General features: G+C 48.3%; 22 protein-coding genes. 21 read left to right on the forward strand and 1 reads right to left on the reverse strand.

Features of this window, described 5'->3' with window-relative positions:
- Nucleotides 1-9 precede the first annotated feature (9 nt).
- The 21 genes from fliL to ACN0TT_RS10340 all read left to right on the forward strand — a co-directional run bounded on the left by fliL (nucleotide 10) and on the right by ACN0TT_RS10340 (nucleotide 18,538).
- Nucleotides 10-528 (forward strand): flagellar basal body-associated protein FliL, encoded by a 519-nt coding sequence (gene fliL, locus ACN0TT_RS10240; protein ID WP_417762049.1) that lies wholly within the window; start codon nucleotides 10-12, stop codon nucleotides 526-528.
- A 29-nt stretch (nucleotides 529-557) separates the two neighbouring features.
- Nucleotides 558-1,586, forward strand: a complete 1,029-nt coding sequence (fliM, locus tag ACN0TT_RS10245) for a flagellar motor switch protein FliM (protein ID WP_417762050.1) — start codon at nucleotides 558-560, stop codon at nucleotides 1,584-1,586.
- A gap of 12 nt (nucleotides 1,587-1,598) precedes the next feature.
- A complete protein-coding gene (gene fliN / locus ACN0TT_RS10250) occupies nucleotides 1,599-1,982 on the forward strand; it encodes a flagellar motor switch protein FliN (protein WP_417762051.1) in 384 nt (127 codons plus the stop codon).
- Nucleotides 1,983-1,985: 3 nt separating this feature from the next.
- On the forward strand, nucleotides 1,986-2,363 hold the full coding sequence (gene fliO / locus ACN0TT_RS10255; protein WP_417762052.1) for a flagellar biosynthetic protein FliO: 378 nt from the start codon (nucleotides 1,986-1,988) through the stop codon (nucleotides 2,361-2,363).
- A 32-nt stretch (nucleotides 2,364-2,395) separates the two neighbouring features.
- Nucleotides 2,396-3,103, forward strand: coding sequence for a flagellar type III secretion system pore protein FliP (gene fliP, locus ACN0TT_RS10260; RefSeq protein ID WP_417762115.1), 708 nt, complete (start codon nucleotides 2,396-2,398; stop codon nucleotides 3,101-3,103).
- Between the two features lie 9 nt (nucleotides 3,104-3,112).
- The gene (fliQ, locus tag ACN0TT_RS10265; RefSeq protein ID WP_417762053.1) at nucleotides 3,113-3,382 is read left to right on the forward strand and encodes a flagellar biosynthesis protein FliQ; all 270 of its coding nucleotides are present in this window, start codon (nucleotides 3,113-3,115) and stop codon (nucleotides 3,380-3,382) included.
- A gap of 1 nt (nucleotide 3,383) precedes the next feature.
- Nucleotides 3,384-4,181, forward strand: coding sequence for a flagellar biosynthetic protein FliR (gene fliR / locus ACN0TT_RS10270; protein WP_417762054.1), 798 nt, complete (start codon nucleotides 3,384-3,386; stop codon nucleotides 4,179-4,181).
- Complete coding sequence (gene flhB / locus ACN0TT_RS10275; RefSeq protein ID WP_417762055.1) at nucleotides 4,181-5,317, forward strand: flagellar biosynthesis protein FlhB; 1,137 nt, start codon at nucleotides 4,181-4,183, stop codon at nucleotides 5,315-5,317. The genes fliR and flhB overlap by 1 nt, the downstream gene beginning before the upstream one ends.
- 183 nt (nucleotides 5,318-5,500) lie before the next feature.
- The gene (gene flhA, locus ACN0TT_RS10280) at nucleotides 5,501-7,600 is read left to right on the forward strand and encodes a flagellar biosynthesis protein FlhA (RefSeq protein WP_417762056.1); all 2,100 of its coding nucleotides are present in this window, start codon (nucleotides 5,501-5,503) and stop codon (nucleotides 7,598-7,600) included.
- Between the two features lie 12 nt (nucleotides 7,601-7,612).
- Nucleotides 7,613-9,013, forward strand: a complete 1,401-nt coding sequence (gene flhF / locus ACN0TT_RS10285; RefSeq protein WP_417762057.1) for a flagellar biosynthesis protein FlhF — start codon at nucleotides 7,613-7,615, stop codon at nucleotides 9,011-9,013.
- A 4-nt stretch (nucleotides 9,014-9,017) separates the two neighbouring features.
- Complete coding sequence (locus ACN0TT_RS10290) at nucleotides 9,018-9,899, forward strand: MinD/ParA family protein (protein ID WP_417762058.1); 882 nt, start codon at nucleotides 9,018-9,020, stop codon at nucleotides 9,897-9,899.
- Nucleotides 9,892-10,611, forward strand: a complete 720-nt coding sequence (locus ACN0TT_RS10295) for an RNA polymerase sigma factor FliA (protein WP_417762059.1) — start codon at nucleotides 9,892-9,894, stop codon at nucleotides 10,609-10,611. Before ACN0TT_RS10290 ends, ACN0TT_RS10295 begins: the two co-directional genes overlap by 8 nt.
- A gap of 46 nt (nucleotides 10,612-10,657) precedes the next feature.
- Nucleotides 10,658-11,041, forward strand: coding sequence for a chemotaxis response regulator CheY (gene cheY, locus ACN0TT_RS10300; protein WP_238895881.1), 384 nt, complete (start codon nucleotides 10,658-10,660; stop codon nucleotides 11,039-11,041).
- A gap of 13 nt (nucleotides 11,042-11,054) precedes the next feature.
- Nucleotides 11,055-11,795: a protein phosphatase CheZ gene (locus ACN0TT_RS10305; RefSeq protein WP_417762060.1), complete on the forward strand. Its 741-nt coding sequence runs from the start codon at nucleotides 11,055-11,057 to the stop codon at nucleotides 11,793-11,795.
- A gap of 15 nt (nucleotides 11,796-11,810) precedes the next feature.
- Nucleotides 11,811-14,120, forward strand: a complete 2,310-nt coding sequence (locus ACN0TT_RS10310; RefSeq protein WP_417762061.1) for a chemotaxis protein CheA — start codon at nucleotides 11,811-11,813, stop codon at nucleotides 14,118-14,120.
- Between the two features lie 20 nt (nucleotides 14,121-14,140).
- On the forward strand, nucleotides 14,141-15,286 hold the full coding sequence (locus tag ACN0TT_RS10315) for a protein-glutamate methylesterase/protein-glutamine glutaminase (RefSeq protein ID WP_417762062.1): 1,146 nt from the start codon (nucleotides 14,141-14,143) through the stop codon (nucleotides 15,284-15,286).
- Nucleotides 15,279-15,773: a hypothetical protein gene (locus ACN0TT_RS10320; protein ID WP_417762063.1), complete on the forward strand. Its 495-nt coding sequence runs from the start codon at nucleotides 15,279-15,281 to the stop codon at nucleotides 15,771-15,773. The genes ACN0TT_RS10315 and ACN0TT_RS10320 overlap by 8 nt, the downstream gene beginning before the upstream one ends.
- A 44-nt stretch (nucleotides 15,774-15,817) precedes the next feature.
- Nucleotides 15,818-16,609 carry a ParA family protein gene (locus ACN0TT_RS10325; protein WP_417762064.1) on the forward strand — a complete coding sequence of 264 codons (792 nt, stop codon included), beginning with the start codon at nucleotides 15,818-15,820 and terminating at the stop codon, nucleotides 16,607-16,609.
- Nucleotides 16,593-17,597, forward strand: a complete 1,005-nt coding sequence (locus ACN0TT_RS10330; RefSeq protein ID WP_417762065.1) for a chemotaxis protein CheW — start codon at nucleotides 16,593-16,595, stop codon at nucleotides 17,595-17,597. Before ACN0TT_RS10325 ends, ACN0TT_RS10330 begins: the two co-directional genes overlap by 17 nt.
- A 7-nt stretch (nucleotides 17,598-17,604) precedes the next feature.
- A complete protein-coding gene (locus ACN0TT_RS10335) occupies nucleotides 17,605-18,096 on the forward strand; it encodes a chemotaxis protein CheW (RefSeq protein WP_417762066.1) in 492 nt (163 codons plus the stop codon).
- Nucleotides 18,097-18,133: 37 nt separating this feature from the next.
- On the forward strand, nucleotides 18,134-18,538 hold the full coding sequence (locus ACN0TT_RS10340) for a DUF2802 domain-containing protein (protein ID WP_417762067.1): 405 nt from the start codon (nucleotides 18,134-18,136) through the stop codon (nucleotides 18,536-18,538).
- Between the two features lie 28 nt (nucleotides 18,539-18,566).
- Here the strand turns inward: ACN0TT_RS10340 and ACN0TT_RS10345 are convergent, their stop codons facing one another.
- On the reverse strand, nucleotides 18,567-18,878 hold the full coding sequence (locus tag ACN0TT_RS10345) for an EscU/YscU/HrcU family type III secretion system export apparatus switch protein (RefSeq protein WP_417762068.1): 312 nt from the start codon (nucleotides 18,876-18,878) through the stop codon (nucleotides 18,567-18,569).

Here is an 18,878-nt window from a genome sequence, read left to right on the forward strand (position 1 = left end):
GATAAGTCGATGGCTGAACAACCAGAGCTACAACTGGCCGAAAAAAGCGGTAAAAGTAAAAAGATGCTGTTTATTATTATCGCCGTTGTGGTGTTGCTGTTAGGCGGGGGCGCAGCGGCTTATTTCCTGATGGGGGGTGAGGATACGCCAGCTGCAACGGAAGATGCTGCGAGTGCTGGCGCCGATAACGCCGCGGTAACGTCTGCTAGTGAAGCATTTTATATCGCCATGCCGCGACCATTTCTTTTTAATGTGGCTGGCACCACCCGTTCCCGTCTTGTTGAGATAAAAGTGCAACTGATGGTGCGTGGAGAGGCGAATGATACTTCGCTGAAAAAACATATTCCGTTGGTGGAAGACGCCTTGCTCACCACCTTTAGTGCCGCCAGTGAAGAAAAACTGAGTACGCAAGCGGGCAAAGATGAACTGCGCCAGACCGCTCTGCTCAATGTGCAAAATACGCTACAACCAATTACTGGCAAAAAGATTGTCGAAAAAGTGTTGTTTACTGGTTTTGTAATGCAGTGATGCTAATTGATTAAGCTAAGGCAGAAAACGTGAGCGATATATTAAGCCAAGACGAAATTGATGCGCTGCTCCATGGTGTAGATGACGTCGATGAGGACGAGGTTGATAGCGGTAGCGATAGTGCTACCTCCTATGACTTTTCCTCACAAGATCGTATTGTCCGTGGTCGTATGCCGACGTTGGAAATCGTTAATGAGCGATTTGCCCGTCACTTACGTATTAGCATGTTCAATATGATGCGCCGTACTGCAGAAGTCTCCATCAATGGGGTACAGATGCTAAAGTTTGGTGAGTACGTACATACGTTGTTTGTTCCAACCAGCTTGAATATGGTGCGCTTTAGCCCGCTCAAAGGCACCGCCTTAATCACCATGGAGGCTCGCCTCGTTTTCATACTGGTGGATAATTTCTTTGGTGGTGATGGCCGTTTTCATGCCAAAATTGAAGGGCGCGAATTTACGCCAACTGAACGTCGCATTATCCAGTTGTTGCTGAAAATTATCTTTGAAGATTATAAAGATGCGTGGGCGCCAGTGATGGACGTTGAGTTTGACTATCTCGACTCAGAAGTTAACCCTGCGATGGCTAACATCGTTAGTCCAACCGAAGTGGTAGTGGTTAACTCGTTCCACATTGAAGTGGATGGTGGCGGTGGTGATTTCCACATTACGATGCCTTACTCAATGATTGAGCCCATCCGCGAGCTGTTAGACGCCGGGGTGCAGAGTGACAAACAAGACACCGATATGCGGTGGTCACAAGCACTGCGAGACGAGATTATGGATGTTAAGGTAAGTGTCGATGCACGCTTGCTTGAAAAGGAACTGACTTTACGTGATGTGATGGAGATGCAAGCTGGCGATATTATCCCCGTCGAAATGCCGGAACATCTCGTGATGAAGATTGAAGATTTACCGTCATACCGTTGTAAATTGGGCCGAGTAAAAGAAAATTTGGCACTGCAAATTGCAGAGAAAATCCCGCGCCCAGAAACAGTGAAGAGCGAACTACAATTAGTTATGCGTAAGAACAAGTCCAAAGAGATCACTGAAATATAAGGTTTTAGTAGCATGAGTAATGATGATATGGATGATTGGGCAGCAGCGATGGCTGAACAAGCTGATGAAGAGGCTAAAGCGGTCGAACTCGAAGAGCTCAAAGACAATGGCGTTCATACGCTTACTGATGACGAATCAGCCAAGCTGGATACCATTTTAGATATTCCGGTGACTATCTCTATGGAAGTCGGCCGTAGCTTTATTAGTATCCGTAACTTGCTTCAACTTAACCAAGGTTCAGTGGTGGAACTTGATCGCGTTGCCGGTGAACCACTGGATGTGATGGTAAACGGTACGCTGATTGCTCACGGTGAAGTGGTGGTCGTTAACGACAAGTTTGGTATCCGTTTGACTGACGTGATCAGCCAAACCGAACGTATTAAAAAGCTTAAATAACTGATGTTAACTTCAACGATTTTAAGTGCTGCCGCTGCGGCAGCAACCACCTCCACCCCAGCACGTAATGGCGTCGATTTTAGTGCCATTGCTGGCATGTTCGGCGGCTTGCTGGTGGTATTGATGATCATTATTGCGTTAGCTTATGGCCTCAAAAAGCTCAACTTAACCAGCAACAGTAGCAGTGCTATTAAAGTACAAGCGCAAACGGCGATGGGGCCGAAAGAGCGCTTGGTGTTGGTTGCGGTGGGCGAACAGCAATATTTGCTCGGGGTTACGGCGCAACAAGTCTCATTGATCGATAAACTGGATACACCAGTAGTTATCGAAACTCACTCTTTCTCTCAACGACTCAAACAGGCGAGGGCCAACCAGGAATGAAGTGGCTGCCACTGGCAATACTCTGTTTATTGATGTTTTCGGGCTCGGTAGCAGCGCAGGATGCGTTGTTTCCGGCAGTAACGGTAACTTCTGGCCCCAATGGTGAAACCGAATATTCGGTAACCATGCAGATTTTACTGCTGATGACCGCGCTGAGCTTCTTGCCTGCAATGGTCATTATGCTGACGTCATTCACTCGCATTATTGTCGTGTTAGCGATTTTGCGCCAAGCCATTGGCTTACAACAAACGCCTTCGAACCAAGTATTGATTGGCATCAGTTTGTTCATGACCTTTTTTATCATGCACCCAGTTTTTGAAAACATTTACGATAATGCGGTGCAGCCATACATGAACGAGACCATGACGCTGCAACAAGCGTACGAAACTGGCCAGCAGCCGTTAAAAGCCTTTATGTTGTCGCAGACTCGCAACACTGACCTCAATTCATTTATCGAGATTGCGGGCTATACCGACATCCAAAAAGCCGAAGACACGCCAATGACGGTGGTGATCCCATCGTTTATCACCAGTGAACTTAAAACCGCGTTCCAGATTGGCTTTATGCTGTTTATCCCGTTCTTGGTGATAGACCTCGTGGTGGCCAGTATTTTGATGGCGATGGGGATGATGATGCTGTCGCCAATGATTGTATCGTTACCGTTTAAAATCATGCTGTTTGTTCTGGTTGACGGCTGGACCTTAGTGATGGGCACACTTGCCAATAGCTTTGGCAACTAGGAGAACATTATGTCACCAGAAACCTTTGTCGATGTATTGCGTGAAGCGTTATCGATCATTGTGGTGATAGTGTCTGCCGCGGTGGTGCCGAGCCTGATCGTTGGTTTGGTGGTGGCGGTGTTTCAAGCGGCAACCTCAATTAACGAACAAACGCTCAGTTTTCTTCCTCGTCTGCTGACAACTCTGTTAGCGCTGATGTTTCTTGGTCACTGGTTAGTACAGATGCTGATGGACTTCTTTATGGAGATGGTCCACCGGATCCCGCAAGTGGTGGGTTAGCATGGAGTTTCTGTTTGCTACGTTGCAACAGACCATCGCCGCATACGCATGGCCAATGTTCCGTATCTCTAGCATGTTGATGGTGATGGCCATTTTTGGCGCGTCCACGACGCCAATGCGAGTGCGGTTGTTGATGGCGGTGGCAATCACTGTTGCCGTCGCGCCGATGTTACCACCGATGCCGCAAGAAGATTTACTGTCGATAAAATCTGCCATCATCAGCTTGCAGCAAGTGTTGATTGGTGTGGCGATAGGGTTTGTATCGCTGATGTTGATGCAGATATTTGTGCTGACCGGCCAAGTTATCGGCATGCAAACCAGTTTAGGGTTTGCCTCTATGGTGGACCCGTCATCAGGTCAGCAAACACCGGTCGTCGGTAACTTCTTTTTGGTGCTAACAACATTGATTTTTCTAAGTGTTAACGGGCACTTAGTCATGTTACGTATGTTGATTGCCAGTTTTGATAGTATTCCCGTATCAACTTCAGGTATTGAGCTTGGCAGTATGCGAGCGCTAGCAGAGTGGGGCAGTTATATGTTTGGTGCAGCATTAACCATGTCGCTGTCTTCGATTATCGCGCTGCTGGTGGTTAACCTCTCTTTTGGGGTAATGACCCGAGCCGCACCGCAATTGAACATTTTTGCCATTGGCTTTCCGGTGACCATGATTGGCGGCTTGATCATCCTTTGGCTCACGTTAGATCAAATTATGAGTCATTTCGATGAGGTATGGCAGAGTGCGCAAGTGCTGATCTGCGATATTGCGGGCCTGCAATGTAATCTTGATGGGGTGCCATAATGGCGGAAAATGAAGACGGACAGGAGAAGAGCGAAGAAGCCACCTCCCGAAGGCTTCAGGAGGCACGTGAGAAAGGTCAGGTGCCTCGTTCAAGAGACTTGGGTACCTCCGCCGTGTTGCTTGCAGCCGCATTAGGGTTAATTGCTGTTGGCCCGAGTTTGGCTAGCGGCTTGTCAGCGATCATGACGCAACTGTTTTCTATTCAACGTGACCAAATCTTTGATACCAATAGCCTGTTCACCGTCTGGGGCGTTGTGGTTTCCGAAATTGGCATTCCGAGTCTCGGGTTTGTCGCGTTTTTAGCCTTAGTCTCATTCATCGGTAATATCGTGGTGGGCGGGATCAGTTTTAGTTCTCAGGCGATGATGCCTAAAGGCAGTAAGATGAATCCGCTTTCAGGCTTTAAGCGGATGTTTGGTTTGCAGGCGCTGGTAGAATTGACCAAAGGCATTGCCAAGTTTTCAGTGGTTGCACTATCCGCCTACTTTTTACTGTCATTCTACTTTCCAGATATCCTCAACCTGTCGCAAGACCATCTTCCTGGGAATCTGATGCATGCGATGAATATTCTATGGTGGATATTCATGCTGTTGTGTTGCTCGACTATTATCATTGTGATTATCGATGTGCCATATCAAATATGGAACCACAACAAACAGTTACGGATGACTAAACAAGAAGTTAAAGACGAATATAAAGACACGGAAGGTAAGCCTGAAGTGAAAGGTCGTATTCGTCAGTTGCAACGTGAAATAGCGCAGCGACGCATGATGGCCGAAGTACCCAAAGCCGACGTGATCGTAGTTAACCCTGAGCATTTTGCCGTGGCGGTGAAGTATGACGCCAAAAAGGCGGCTGCACCCTATGTGGTGGCGAAGGGCACTGATGACATCGCGTTTAAGATCCGTGAAATTGCCCGCGAGTACAATATTGCGATTGTGTCAGCCCCTTTGTTGGCGAGGGCGATTTACCATACCACTAAGCTAGAGCAGCAGATCCCTGATGGCTTGTTTACCGCGGTAGCGCAAGTGCTGGCCTACGTATTCCAGCTACGCCAGTATCAAAAAGGGCGTGGCCGCAAACCTACCCCCATTCCACTGAATCAACCCATTCCTGACGAGTACAGAAAATACTAACCTCGTCCCATGCCATGTTTTAACGGGTTTGGTTTGGCATAAAAGCGTATCGGCTTTGTCTGTATTGCTCGTAAGATGTGGATAGACTCACCGGCGGTTATTAGTTAGATAATTCGGTTGTTTCCACTATTGGCCTGAAGATTGCTTTAAGCCGTTAAAGTGTCAATTCTCAGGCTGACGTTAATGGATGTAAAAGCAACTCTCGGGCAGTGGCGCCAGTTCCGACCTACTAAAGTGAAAGGGATCGGTACGCCGTTATTAGTGCTAGCTACGCTGGCAATGATTGTGCTGCCTATGCCAGCTTTCCTGCTGGATATCCTGTTTTCATTCAATATCGCCTTAGCGTTAGTCGTGCTGCTAGTCGCGGTTTACACTAATCGTCCGCTGGATTTTGCCGCGTTCCCCACCGTGCTTTTGGTCGCCACCTTGTTACGTTTGGCGTTGAACGTCGCCTCTACCCGTGTCGTGTTGCTGGAAGGCCATAACGGTGCGGGCGCTGCTGGTAAGGTGATTGAAGCGTTTGGCTCGGTAGTGATTGGTGGTAATTATGCGGTTGGTCTAGTGGTGTTCATGATTTTGATCATCATTAACTTTGCCGTGGTAACCAAAGGTGCGGGCCGTATCTCTGAAGTTAGCGCCCGCTTTACCTTGGACGCGATGCCAGGCAAACAGATGGCAATTGATGCTGACCTGAACGCAGGCATTATTAACCAAGAGCAAGCACGGTTGCGCCGCCAAGAAGTGACCGCAGAAGCTGACTTTTACGGCTCAATGGACGGTGCGTCAAAATTTGTGAAAGGTGACGCCATTGCGGGGATCTTGATTTTGGTCATCAACATCCTCGGTGGCTTCATGATCGGTATGGTGCAGCATGGGTTAGATTTCTCTCAAGCAGTTGAAATCTACACACTACTGACTATCGGTGACGGTTTGGTGGCGCAAATCCCAGGTTTATTACTTTCTATCGCCGCGGCATTGATGGTGACACGTCAAAACGAAAGTGGTGACATGGGCGAGCAGGTTGTGCAACAGATGTTTGACAACCCGAAAGCACTGATGATTGCGGCAGCGGTATTATTCGTTATGGGCATCGTGCCCGGCATGCCACATCTTGTATTTTTAGGGTTTGCGCTAGCAGCAGCCGGCGTTGCCTACTATATCAACCGCCGTAACGAGCAGAACAAGACAACCGCACTAGAGCTGGCCAAGAATGGCCCAACTGAGAAAGCAAGTAATGAGCCTCGAGAGCTGAGCTGGGATGATGTGCGGCCGGTGGATACTGTTGGGCTTGAAGTGGGTTATCGCCTGATCCCCTTGGTTGACAAGGGGCAAGGTGGCGAGCTGCTGAGCCGTATCAAAGGTGTTCGTAAGAAATTATCGCAAGAATTGGGCTTTTTGGTGCCCGCCGTTCATATTCGCGACAACCTCGATCTGGCGCCATCGGCTTATCGCATCTCGTTGATGGGCGTATCCTCCGGTGAGGCTGAAATCCGTCATGATTGTGAGTTAGCGATTAACCCAGGACAGGTGTTTGGTAAGCTGGATGGGGTTGAAACTAAAGACCCCGCCTTTGGCCTAGATGCCGTATGGATCGCACCTGAGATGCGTGAACATGCACAAACGCTAGGTTATACCGTGGTTGATGCATCCACAGTGATTGCCACTCATTTAAGTCAACTGCTGACGAACAACGCAGCCAAGCTGCTAGGGTACGAAGAGGTGCAGCAGCTGCTGGATATGCTATCAAAACGTGCGCCTAAGTTGGTGGATGGATTTGTTCCTGATATCATGAGCTTAGCGACAGTTGTTAAAGTCATGCAGAACTTGCTTAACGAAGGCGTTTCTGTACGCGATTTACGCACCATTGTGCAAACTTTGCTGGAATATGGACCTAAGAGCACCGACCCAGAGGTGTTGACCGCCGCCGTGCGTATCGCCTTGAAGCGGATGATCGTACAAGAAATTGCCGGTCCAGAAGCTGAAGTGCCTGTCATAACTTTGGCGCCAGAGTTGGAACAGATGTTGCATCAGTCAATGCAAGCGACAGGGGGCGATGGACCAAACATCGAACCAGGGCTTGCAGAGCGGATGCAAAGATCACTCGTTGACGCAGCGCAAAAGCAAGAAATGGTAGGGCAGCCAGCAATTTTGCTCACCTCCGGTATGTTACGTGCCACCCTGTCTCGTTTTGTTAAACATACGATTCCAAATTTACGAGTGATTTCTTATCAGGAAGTCCCGGATGAGAAACAGATTCGAATTGTGGCGGCAGTTGGCCAGTAGGAGTAAGCAACAGTGAAAATTAAACGTTTTTTTGCCAAAGATATGCGTACTGCTCTGGCGCAAGTAAAAGACACTTTGGGGGCTGATGCGGTCATTATGTCGAACAAAAAAGTCACCGGTGGCATCGAGATTGTCGCTGCTGTCGACTATGACGAGCCGCAAGCTGCAGCAACTCCTGCGCCGCATAGCAGTGCTGTGTTTCCTGAACTCAGTGATGACAAAGTATCTATTGGTCATGTGAAGACGGAATCTCGCCCGGCTGCGGCCACCGCTCCAGCGCCCGATTCGCTGCAAGCGTTATTAGAGCGTCAACACGCCCGTTTACATAAGCAGATTAACGAACACAATAGCCAACAATCTGCGGCAGTTGATACGCCAGCTTGGGCAATGGGATTAGATAAGCCGCAACCTGCACCAGCGCGTGCACCACATGAACCGATTTCAGTTGGCGGAGGAGCCAACAAACAGCATAATGCTCGCCAGCAACAAGAATTAGAATCTATGCGCGAAGAGTTGGCGTCTATCCGCAATTTATTGACGCATCAAGTAAATGTGTTGATGAAAGATCAAAAAAATCGTGCCAATCCCGTCGGCGCGATGTTGGAACGCAAGTTATTGGAAGCTGAGTTTTCCCCTGAAGTTTCCAGCAAATTGGCTTCATTAAGTGAACACTACACACCTGCTGACTTGGTGAGAGCGTTACCGCAATCCTTAGCGAACTTGCTCGATAACAAGGGCGATGATGTGGTGCGTCAAGGGGGCATTGTTGCGTTAGTTGGGCCAACCGGTGTGGGGAAAACCACCACTTTGGCGAAAATTGCAGCACGATTTGTGGCGCATCACGGTCCAGACTCAGTTGTGTTAATTACCACCGACCATTATCGCATTGGAGCCTTTGAGCAATTAGCAACTTATGGCAAGATAATGGGGTGTCCAGTAAAACAAGCCAATGATCTTAAAGAGTTGGAGCAAATTGTCTATCAATACCGCAATCGTAAATTGGTACTGATCGATACCGCCGGAATGGGGCAACGAGATATGAGATTGTGCGAACAACTCGACAGTCTTACCGCCAACTCCCGTCTGCCGATTCGCAGTTATTTGGTGATGTCAGCCACTGGACAACGTCGAGTGTTGGAAGAAGCCGTCGCGCATTTTCAACGAATTCCGCTAGCCGGCGCAATTTTGACTAAACTCGATGAATCCGTTTCTTTAGGTGCAGCATTGAGTGTATTGATTCAAAGTGGGTTATCATTGAGTTATGTCACAGATGGACAACGCGTACCAGAAGACATGCAAGTTGCTGATACACTGTCACTGGCAAAACAAGCACTTGCCGTGTTAAATAAGCCAGCAACAGCAGAGTTCAACCCTAAAGCCAGGTCACCAGAAATGACCTACGCATTTGAGTAATGTTATGACCCGGGACCAAGCGAGCGGTTTACGAAAAATGAATCAGGAATATAACGACAAAGTTAAAGTAATAGCCGTTACTGGTGGCAAAGGTGGGGTTGGTAAAACAAGCGTCTCCATCAATACGGCCGTTGCATTGGCAGAAAAGGGCAAGCGCGTTATCGTGCTTGATGCTGACCTTGGACTGGCAAACGTGGATGTGATGTTGGGCCTTCGTGCCGAACGTAACTTATCTCATGTGTTGTCGGGCGAAGCTGAGTTAGACGACATCATTGTGCGTGGTCCTAAAGGCATTGGAATTATTCCTGCCACGTCGGGAACCCAATCTATGGTGGAACTCAGCCAAGCGCAGCATGCTGGACTCATCCGCGCCTTTAGCGAAATGAAAACCCAATTTGATGTGTTGATTGTCGACACCGCCGCCGGGATTTCCGACATGGTGTTGAGCTTCTCACGTGCCTCGCAAGACGTTTTGGTGGTAGTGTGCGATGAACCCACTTCAATTACCGACGCCTACGCGCTGATCAAAATCCTCAGCCGCGAACATGGCGTGTTCCGTTTTAAAATTGTGGCCAATATGGTGCGCAGTCTCCGTGAAGGTATGGAGCTGTTTGCCAAGCTAAGTAAAGTGACTGATCGCTTCTTAGATGTGGCATTAGAGCTCGTGGCAACAATTCCTTTCGATGAAAACTTGCGAAAATCAGTACGTAAGCAAAAATTGATTGTAGAGGCGTTTCCTAAATCGCCTGCCAGCATTGCTTATCATGGCTTAGCAAACAAAGTGATTAGCTGGCCAGTACCGCAGCAGCCCGGCGGACATCTCGAGTTCTTTGTCGAGCGCTTGGTGAAAAAACCAGACTATCAAGAGGAAGGTGCGAGTGAATAAAGTGGCTGCGTATGCTGGAGCAAATGATAAGACGCTTATCGTTGAGCAGTATGCGCCACTGGTTAAACGCATAGCACATCACATGCTAGCGAGATTACCTGCATCCGTGCAGTTAGATGACCTTATTCAGGCGGGGATGATCGGCTTGCTGGAAGCCGCGGCGAAATACGACGGTGGTAAAGGGGCAAAGTTTGAAACTTTTGCTGGTATCCGTATTCGCGGCTCGATGATTGACGAAATTCGTCGCGGTGATTGGGTACCGCGTTCGGTGCACCGCAATCAACGGATGATCTCTCAAGTCATTGATGAACTCGAACAGCAACTCGGACGCGATGCCCGCGATGCAGAAATTGCCGAGCGACTTAATATCTCGTTGGATGAATATCATCACATACTAACAGATGTATCTGCTGGTAAAATTATTGGAATTGAAGATCTTGGCGTATCTCCTGACGTTGTGATTTCAGAAGATATGACCGAAAATGATACCTATGAGAGTTTGGCCAATGGTCAGTTTCAAGTAGCGCTGACCGAAGCAATAAAACAAATACCCGAAAGAGAAGCGCTGGTGCTATCGCTCTACTATGATGAAGCTCTCAACTTAAAAGAAATCGGTGCGATTTTGGAAGTGAGTGAGTCTAGGGTGAGTCAGATCCATAGCCAAGCGATGCTTAGACTAAAAGCCAAGCTCAAACATTGGGCCCAGATATAAAATTAATTGTGAGCCATAGATAATTGCTAGCTCAGTGGAGGAAACCTTGGACAAGAATATGAAGATTCTTATTGTTGATGACTTTTCAACGATGAGACGCATCATCAAGAACTTGCTGCGAGATTTGGGGTTTAATAACACTCAAGAAGCAGATGATGGATCAACAGCATTGCCGATGTTGCAAAAAGGAGACTTTGATTTTGTCGTCACTGACTGGAACATGCCAGGTATGCAAGGTATTGACTTGCTGAAAGCTATTCGGGCCGATGAGCACCTCAAAAACATTCCTGTATTGATGGTGACAGCAGAAGCCAAACGTGAGCAGATTATCGCCGCAGCTCAAGCGGGCGTAAACGGCTATGTCGTTAAGCCTTTCACAGCAGCCACACTCAAAGAGAAGTTAGATAAGATCTTTGAACGTCTTGGTTGATTGGAGTGATGCTATGAAAGCAGAAACATCCAAGCTCATTACGCTTGAGCAAGCGCAACAATTGGTGGAACTATTACAGGCTGGTCAGCAAGAGCAAGCTGATGAAATGCTAAGAGAGTTAGCACAGCCCATTCAAAAAGAGCTTTTCGATGAAGTTGGCAAGTTAACTCGACAACTCCATAACGCCTTAGTTGATTTTCAGTTGGATAATCGACTGGTGGAACTGGCCAACACTGATATTCCTGACGCAAAAGAGCGCCTGACTTACGTTATTGATATGACGGAGCAGGCCGCGAATAAAACCATGGACGCGGTAGAGGAATGCTTACCCTTATCTGACGCGTTGAATAGCAATTTAGCTTCAGTTAAACCCACTTGGGACAAACTGATGCGACGCGACATTTCATTACAAGATTTTAAAGGGTTATGTCACGACGTACAGCATTTTATGGGGCAATGCGAAGCCGATTCTAATCGGTTACGTCAGTTGCTTAACGAGATCCTGATGGCGCAAGACTTCCAAGACCTTACCGGCCAAATGATTCGCCGAGTGATCGATTTAGTCAAAGAAGTTGAATTGAGCCTAGTTTCTATGCTGACCGTGTTTGGTGATCAGGCTGAAGATGTAATTGATACGCCTATCAGAATGGGCGGTATTGAGGCTGAAGGGCCTATTATTAATGCGGATACTCGTCAAGATGTTGTGACTGGACAAGACGAAGTTGATGATTTGTTATCCAGCTTGGGATTCTGATAAGGAGTCATTTTAATGGCCTTTGATGTTGATGAAGAGATTCTGCAGGACTTTTTGATAGAAGCCGGTGAAATTCTTGAATTGCTTCAGGAGCAACTGGTATCGCTGGAAAATAACCCTGAAGATACCGATTTACTCAATGCCATCTTTCGTGGCTTCCACACGGTAAAAGGTGGGGCTGGCTTTTTAGGGTTAGCGCCGATGGTGGACGTCTGTCATGAGGCAGAAAACACCTTCGATCTGCTACGTACCCGCAAACGGGTTGTCAGTGCTGAACTGATGGATATCATTCTGCAAGCGCTCGACGCCATCAATATGATGTTCTCACAAACTCAGTCTGGGCAAGAGCAAGAGTCTGCAGATGAAGAACTCCTCGCAAAGTTAAAACTGCTTAGTTCTGGCGCCCCGCTACCATCTGAAGTGGATGGCGGCGAAGAGATTGAAGAGACGATTGTTGAGCCCGAAGCGGAAGCCGAAGCCGAAGCCGATGATACTGACCAGCTGTTTGATGAGATGGTTGATAACGCCGCAGTAACTGAAGAGCCTGTTGCTGCAGAAGCGCCAGCCGCTGCCGGTAGTGACAGCATTGATGATATCGATGAGGCAGAATTTGAAGCTTTACTCGATGCGTTGCATGGTCAAGGTAAAGGTCCATCAATAGACGAACAAGTCTCCCCTGCGAGTAATAGTTCATCTCCTTCAACGCAATCTTCTACAAGCGCAAGCAGTTCTGATGATATTACCGACGATGAATTTGAATCGTTACTCGACGAATTGCACGGCAAAGGCAAGTTTGCTGGCGATGCGGCGGCGAAGCCTATTGAAGAAGCGCCGAAGTCGAATGTTGATGCTGATGAAATCACCGATGACGAATTTGAAAAGCTGTTGGATGATCTGCATGGCAAAGGCGGCGCACCAGGCTTAAATGAAGTTGCCAGCGAGCCCGCAGCTAAGGCGCCTGCAGCTAAAGCACCTGTGCCAGCAAAACCAGCAGCACCAACTAAACCTGCTGCCCCCGCAGCAAAAGCGCCAGCACCTAAGGCAGCAGCACCTAAAACCGCGCCAGAAGTGACTCCTGCTGCACTGGCGGTCAAAGATACAGAAGCCGCAGCGCCAGCGAAAGCCGCTGGTAACAGTGTACCGCAAGGTGAAACCACCGTTCGTGTCGACACGGCTCGTCTCGACGAAATCATGAATATGGTCGGTGAGCTGGTATTGGTTCGTAATCGTTTGATGACGTTGGGTATTTCTCGCGAAGACGAAGTCATGTCCAAAGCGTTGGCGAACCTAGATCTTGTTACGGGAGATCTGCAAGGTGCGGTAATGAAAACCCGCATGCAGCCAATTAAGAAAGTGTTTGGTCGTTTTCCTCGGGTGGTTCGCGATTTAGCGCGAAGCTTGAAGAAAGAAATTGATCTGCAAATGGTGGGTGAAGAAACCGACCTTGATAAAAACTTGGTGGAAGCGCTAGCGGATCCCTTGGTGCACTTGGTAAGAAACTCGGTGGATCATGGTATCGAAATGCCTGATATCCGCGAACAATCAGGTAAGCCTCGTACGGGGACTATCGTCCTATCAGCTAGTCAGGAAGGTGACCATATCCTGCTGAAAATCGAAGACGATGGCGCAGGGATGGACCCTGAAAAACTGAAGCAGATCGCCATTACACGTGGTGTACTGGATGACGATGCTGCTGCAAGAATGACCGATTCCGAAGCGTATAATCTGATTTTTGCTCCAGGCTTCTCAACCAAGACAGAAATCTCTGATATCTCTGGTCGTGGCGTAGGTATGGATGTGGTTAAAACCCGCATCACCCAACTTAATGGCTCTGTGCATGTTGATTCAATGAAGGGTAAAGGCACCCGTCTTGAAATCAAAGTTCCATTGACGCTGGCTATTATGCCAACACTGATGATTGAAGTCGCCAAACAGGTATTTGCATTACCGCTGTCTAGCGTGAATGAAATTTTCCATTTGGATTTGACTAAAACTAACGTTGTTGATGGCCAATTGACAGTGACTGTGCGCCAAAAAGCCATTCCGTTGTTTTATCTTGAACACTGGTTGAGCCGAAAAGGTCCTAGCTTCCGTCATGGCGAGAAGAAATTCGGTCATGTAGTGATAGTGCAGTTAGGCACTAAACATGTCGGCTTTGTTGTTGATGCATTGATTGGTCAAGAGGAAGTGGTGATCAAGCCACTCGGTGCGCTGTTACATGGTACGCCGGGTATGGCGGGGGCAACGATTACGTCAGACGGCGGCATTGCCTTGATTCTCGATGTACCGGGCTTACTGAAGCACTATGCCCGTGCGAAGAACTAAGCCACGGATAAAGGATTTTAATGGGTATTAAAGTACTAGTCGTAGACGACTCAAGCTTCTTCCGTCGTCGGGTAAGTGAAATTGTAAACCAAGATCCTGGGCTAGAAGTCGTAGGCATGGCCACTAATGGCGCTGAAGCCGTCAAAATGGTGGCGGAGCTGCGTCCGCAAGTGATTACCATGGATATTGAAATGCCAGTTATGGACGGTATTACTGCCGTCCGTAAGATTATGGAAACGCACCCGACGCCTATTTTAATGTTCTCCTCGCTGACGCATGAGGGGGCTCAAGCGACCTTGGATGCCCTAGATGCTGGGGCGCTAGATTTCTTACCTAAACGTTTTGAAGATATTGCGACCAATAAAGAGGACGCGATTGCGTTGCTACAACAGCGCGTTAAGGCGTTAGGTCATCGCCGTGTGTTTCGACCTGTTCGGCCAACACATAGTGCGACCACGCGTACAGACAGCTCGGCATCAACGACCGCTACGCGCTTGCAACGTTCAACGCCCGCAATGCCAACAAGAGATGAGACCGCGGCTGACTCTCGGCGCAGCAGCGGTACGATGCCGCTCAAAGCCAGTGGCAAGCGTTATAAAGCGTTGCTAATTGGCACTTCTACTGGTGGTCCGGTGGCATTGCAGCGTATTTTGACGCAGTTTCCTGCGAATTATCCGCATCCTATTTTGTTGATCCAACACATGCCCGCCGCGTTTACCCCCGCATTTGCCACCCGTTTGAACGGCTTATGTCAGATTGAGGTTAAAGAGGCTGCTACTGGCGATCAAATGCGTCCAGGTTGTGCCTATCTCGCGCCTGGTGGCATGCAGATGATGGTTGAGCGCAGTGGTACGAGTGGACGATTAAAGGTGATTGCTGGCACGCCAGATATGAATTATAAACCGTCGGTGGATATTACCTTTGCTTCAGCCTCCAAAGTTTTTGGGGGAGATGTATTGGCGGTGGTATTAACCGGAATGGGAGCTGATGGCCGCGAAGGTGCCAGAATGCTTAAGTCCGCTGGCGCAACGATTTGGGCGCAGGATGAAGCGTCGTCTGTCGTTTATGGTATGCCACAAGCGGTTGCTGCTGCTGGGATTTCTACTCAGTCAATAGCGTTAGACAATATGGCCGAGGCGATCATTCGAGAATCGGGGCGTGGCTAAAGAAACGGCAAATACCGGCTACCGACTCACTATATTTTTATTGAGCATAGCGGTACTGCTGTTCGCCACTTTGACGTGGCAGTATTTTGATAAAAGTCGTCAATTGGCGGCTCAGGTTGAACAGCTAAAAACATCGCAGATCATGCTGATGGTGCCTGAGCAGCATGCCGCAGCGATCGCACAGTGGATGGAGCAACATCCACAGCAAACCGCCTCGCTGTTAGAGGTGGTAAAGCCAGTGGTAGAGGGCAAGTTGACTGAGCCGGAAGCGTTAGCACGGCAGCAAGACGCCGGTCGTGGCGTAAGCAATGCACCATCGGCAGGGTTGGCGCCTCAACCTTTGACAGAAAAAATGCAAAATGTGTCTGAAGAGCCTTCAACCCCGCGACAGGAGCCTCAAGCAAGCTCACTGCCTAACGGGGTAACTGTGGCGCCTACAGCACATGGCGGCGTAATTATAACAACACGAGACGTCACTAAGAATTAATCGCGGCGGTTGCCCTGATTAACAAGGACACAAGGGGCCTAGAATTGAAAGTCTGGACCATTGCAAATCAAAAAGGCGGTGTGGGGAAAACCACTACCGTAGCAAGCCTTGCCGGCGTATTAGCGGCCCAGGGGAAAAAAGTGTTGATGATCGACACTGATCCCCATGCATCTTTGGGATATTACCTAGGTATTGATTCTGAAGAGATCCCCGGTTCACTTTACGAAGTATTTCTTGCCCATCAGCAACTTTCTCACGAGCTGGTAAGACAGCACATTGTGCCAACTGCCGTGGAGGGTATCGATCTTTTGCCCGCAACCATGGCATTAGCGACTATTGACCGCTCGCTTGGGCACCAAGAGGGCATGGGGCTGGTGCTACGTAACCTGCTGCAACTTGTGGCAGATGATTACGATGTTGCGTTAGTTGATTGTCCGCCAGTGTTAGGCGTGCTAATGGTCAACGCGTTAGCGGCCAGCGACCATATTGTGGTGCCGGTACAGACAGAGTTTTTAGCGATTAAAGGCCTCGACCGAATGATTAAAACCATGGAACTGATGGGGCGCTCAAAGAAAGTGCGCTACAGCTTTTCCATTGTGCCTACCATGTATGACCGCCGTACTAAAGCATCATCGGCAGCGCTACAACATTTAAGTCAAGTATACGGCGAGACCTTGTGGCCAGATGTCATTCCCGTTGACACAAAATTTAGAGATGCCAGTTTAGCCCATTTACCAGCTTCGCATTACGCGCCGCAATCTCGTGGCGTTAAAGCCTATGAGCGTTTATTGGAATATTTGAATAACGGGGAGTTTGCTCATGTCAAAATCGGTTGATGAAACTGTTTTTGATTACTTTAGCGTATTGCTAACAGAGCCCTCGCCTGCGGCTAAAGAGGTTCCTGCATCGTCTGTAGCGGAAGCAAAGCCTCGTCCTTCCGTAACGGAGAAAGCGCTGCCAAAGTCTGAGGAACAGAAGCCAGTTATATCACCGAAAGCGGTGGTTTCCGAGGCTATGCCCAAACCTGCTGTCGCGCCGCTGAGTCAAAGTAAAACTGCTATACCCGCGGCCATGTTGGACAAACAAGCACTAGAGCGGTTGTTATCTAGCGTGGTGGCTGAAAACAAAGAGCACACCGAAGCAACAACCAGCAAAACACAAGTTAAAGAGGTGGCGGATGAAGAGCGTCCAGCACCTAAGTTAACGAAAACTCAGCCTAAAGTTATTACAAAAACAGCCGAAAAAATTGCTGAAAAACCAGTAGCTGCAATAATTAAAGAGTCAGTAGTTGAGGTGGCCGAGACAGTTGCACCTGTAACGCAAACCGCCGCAGTACCTCCTGCCGGTACGGTGACATTGGCTGAGCAATTAGATGATGAATTTCAGGTACTGTTTTTTAAAGTCGCTGGGTTGACGCTAGCCGTACCCTTGGTAAGTCTTGGTGGCATTGTGCAGATTGAGCACATCAGCCACATTATTGGACGCCCCAAATGGTACAAAGGCGTGCAGACCTATCGCGAGTCGCAATTGAACGTTGTTGATACTGCAGCGTGGGTTATGCCAGAAAAATATGATGAGAAACTGGCGCAATCCATAAATTATCAATATCTTGTAGTACTAGAGAACAGTAATTGGGGGTTGGCTTGCGAGACACTCCTCAATGCGGTGAAAATTAATAAATCCCAGGTGAACTGGCGTGCCAAAGCAGGCAAACGGCCATGGTTAGCTGGAGTAGTAAAAGAACAGATGTGTGGCATTTTGCATGTGCAAGCCTTAATGGAAATGCTTAATGCCGGCTTGGGTTGTCAAGATCCAATTAACTGAGGTAATTATGACTGAATCAAGAAACGTAGCTGCCGTAGCGGCAAAAGATGATGCCGTGCTCCAGTGGGTCACATTTAAACTAGATAATGAAACCTACGGTATCAATGTGATGCAGGTACAAGAAGTGCTTCGTCATACCGAAATTGCGCCAGTACCCGGTGCGCCTCACTACGTGCTCGGCATTATCAACTTGCGCGGTAATGTCGTCACGGTCATCGATACCCGTTCCCGTTTTGGCTTGCCATCAGCGGATGTCGATGATTCAACGCGTATCGTGATCATCGAAGCTGAAAAGCAAGTGATCGGTATTTTGGTGGATAGCGTGGCTGAGGTGGTGTATTTACGCCGTTCAGAAATCGATAACGCCCCGAATGTTGGTACCGAAGAAAGCGCTAAGTTCATTCAAGGTGTGAGCAACCGCGGTGAAGAGCTGCTAATTTTGGTTGACCTTGATAAGTTGCTGTCAGATGAAGAGTGGGCAGAGCTGTCTCAAATCTAAGCGTGCTTTGGTTTAAATGGAAATGGAGTTGCCACCAATGTTAGGCGATGAGCTGTTAATTGCCCTCGGTGCATTATTCGTATTGTTATTGGTGGCGCTTTTCATCCTCCAGCGTAAGCAAGGTCAGCATTATAAAAATAAAATTGATGCGCTGACCTTGTTAGTCAAAGATGCCGATAAACAGCGTGAAACATTAAAGCAGGAAATTCAGGAATTACGTAGCGGCACCATAGGTGTCGGCCGCCGCGTGATGGAACTTGAAAAACGTATTGCTGCCCAAGATGTTCGCTTAGATGAATCGGTGCAACAAGAGCCGCAGTCTCGCTTGTATAGCCGAGCAATCAAAATGGTGCAGTTAGGCGCCGGTGTTGAGGAGCTAATGCAAGAATGTGAGCTGCCTAAAGCAGAAGCTGAACTGCTGTTGCGACTGCACCGCCGCTAATCTCTTGCCAGTATTTGGTTAACTTAAACTATGCTTTTAGCATGATACGTTGGTGCAGGTTATTCCACTGCTCTGGAAACTTGCCGTCTAGCATATAAACAAAGGCTATCAGTTCAGCAATCAGCAGGTATAACTCTTTAGGGATCTCCTCACCAATCTCCAGCATTTGCAGAAAATTACTTAAATGTGGATCTTCGTGAATGTGCACCCCAGCGTCTTTAGCCACGGCAATAATCTCTTCCGCCAATAACGCCTTACCTTGCGCGGTAATCTGTGGTGCATTCTTACCATCAAAAAAAAGGGCAGTCGCTTGTTTAGGCGGTTTATGTTGTTCACTCAT

The sequence above is a fragment of the Shewanella sp. genome (genome assembly GCF_048265805.1).
GTDB lineage: Bacteria > Pseudomonadota > Gammaproteobacteria > Enterobacterales > Shewanellaceae > Shewanella.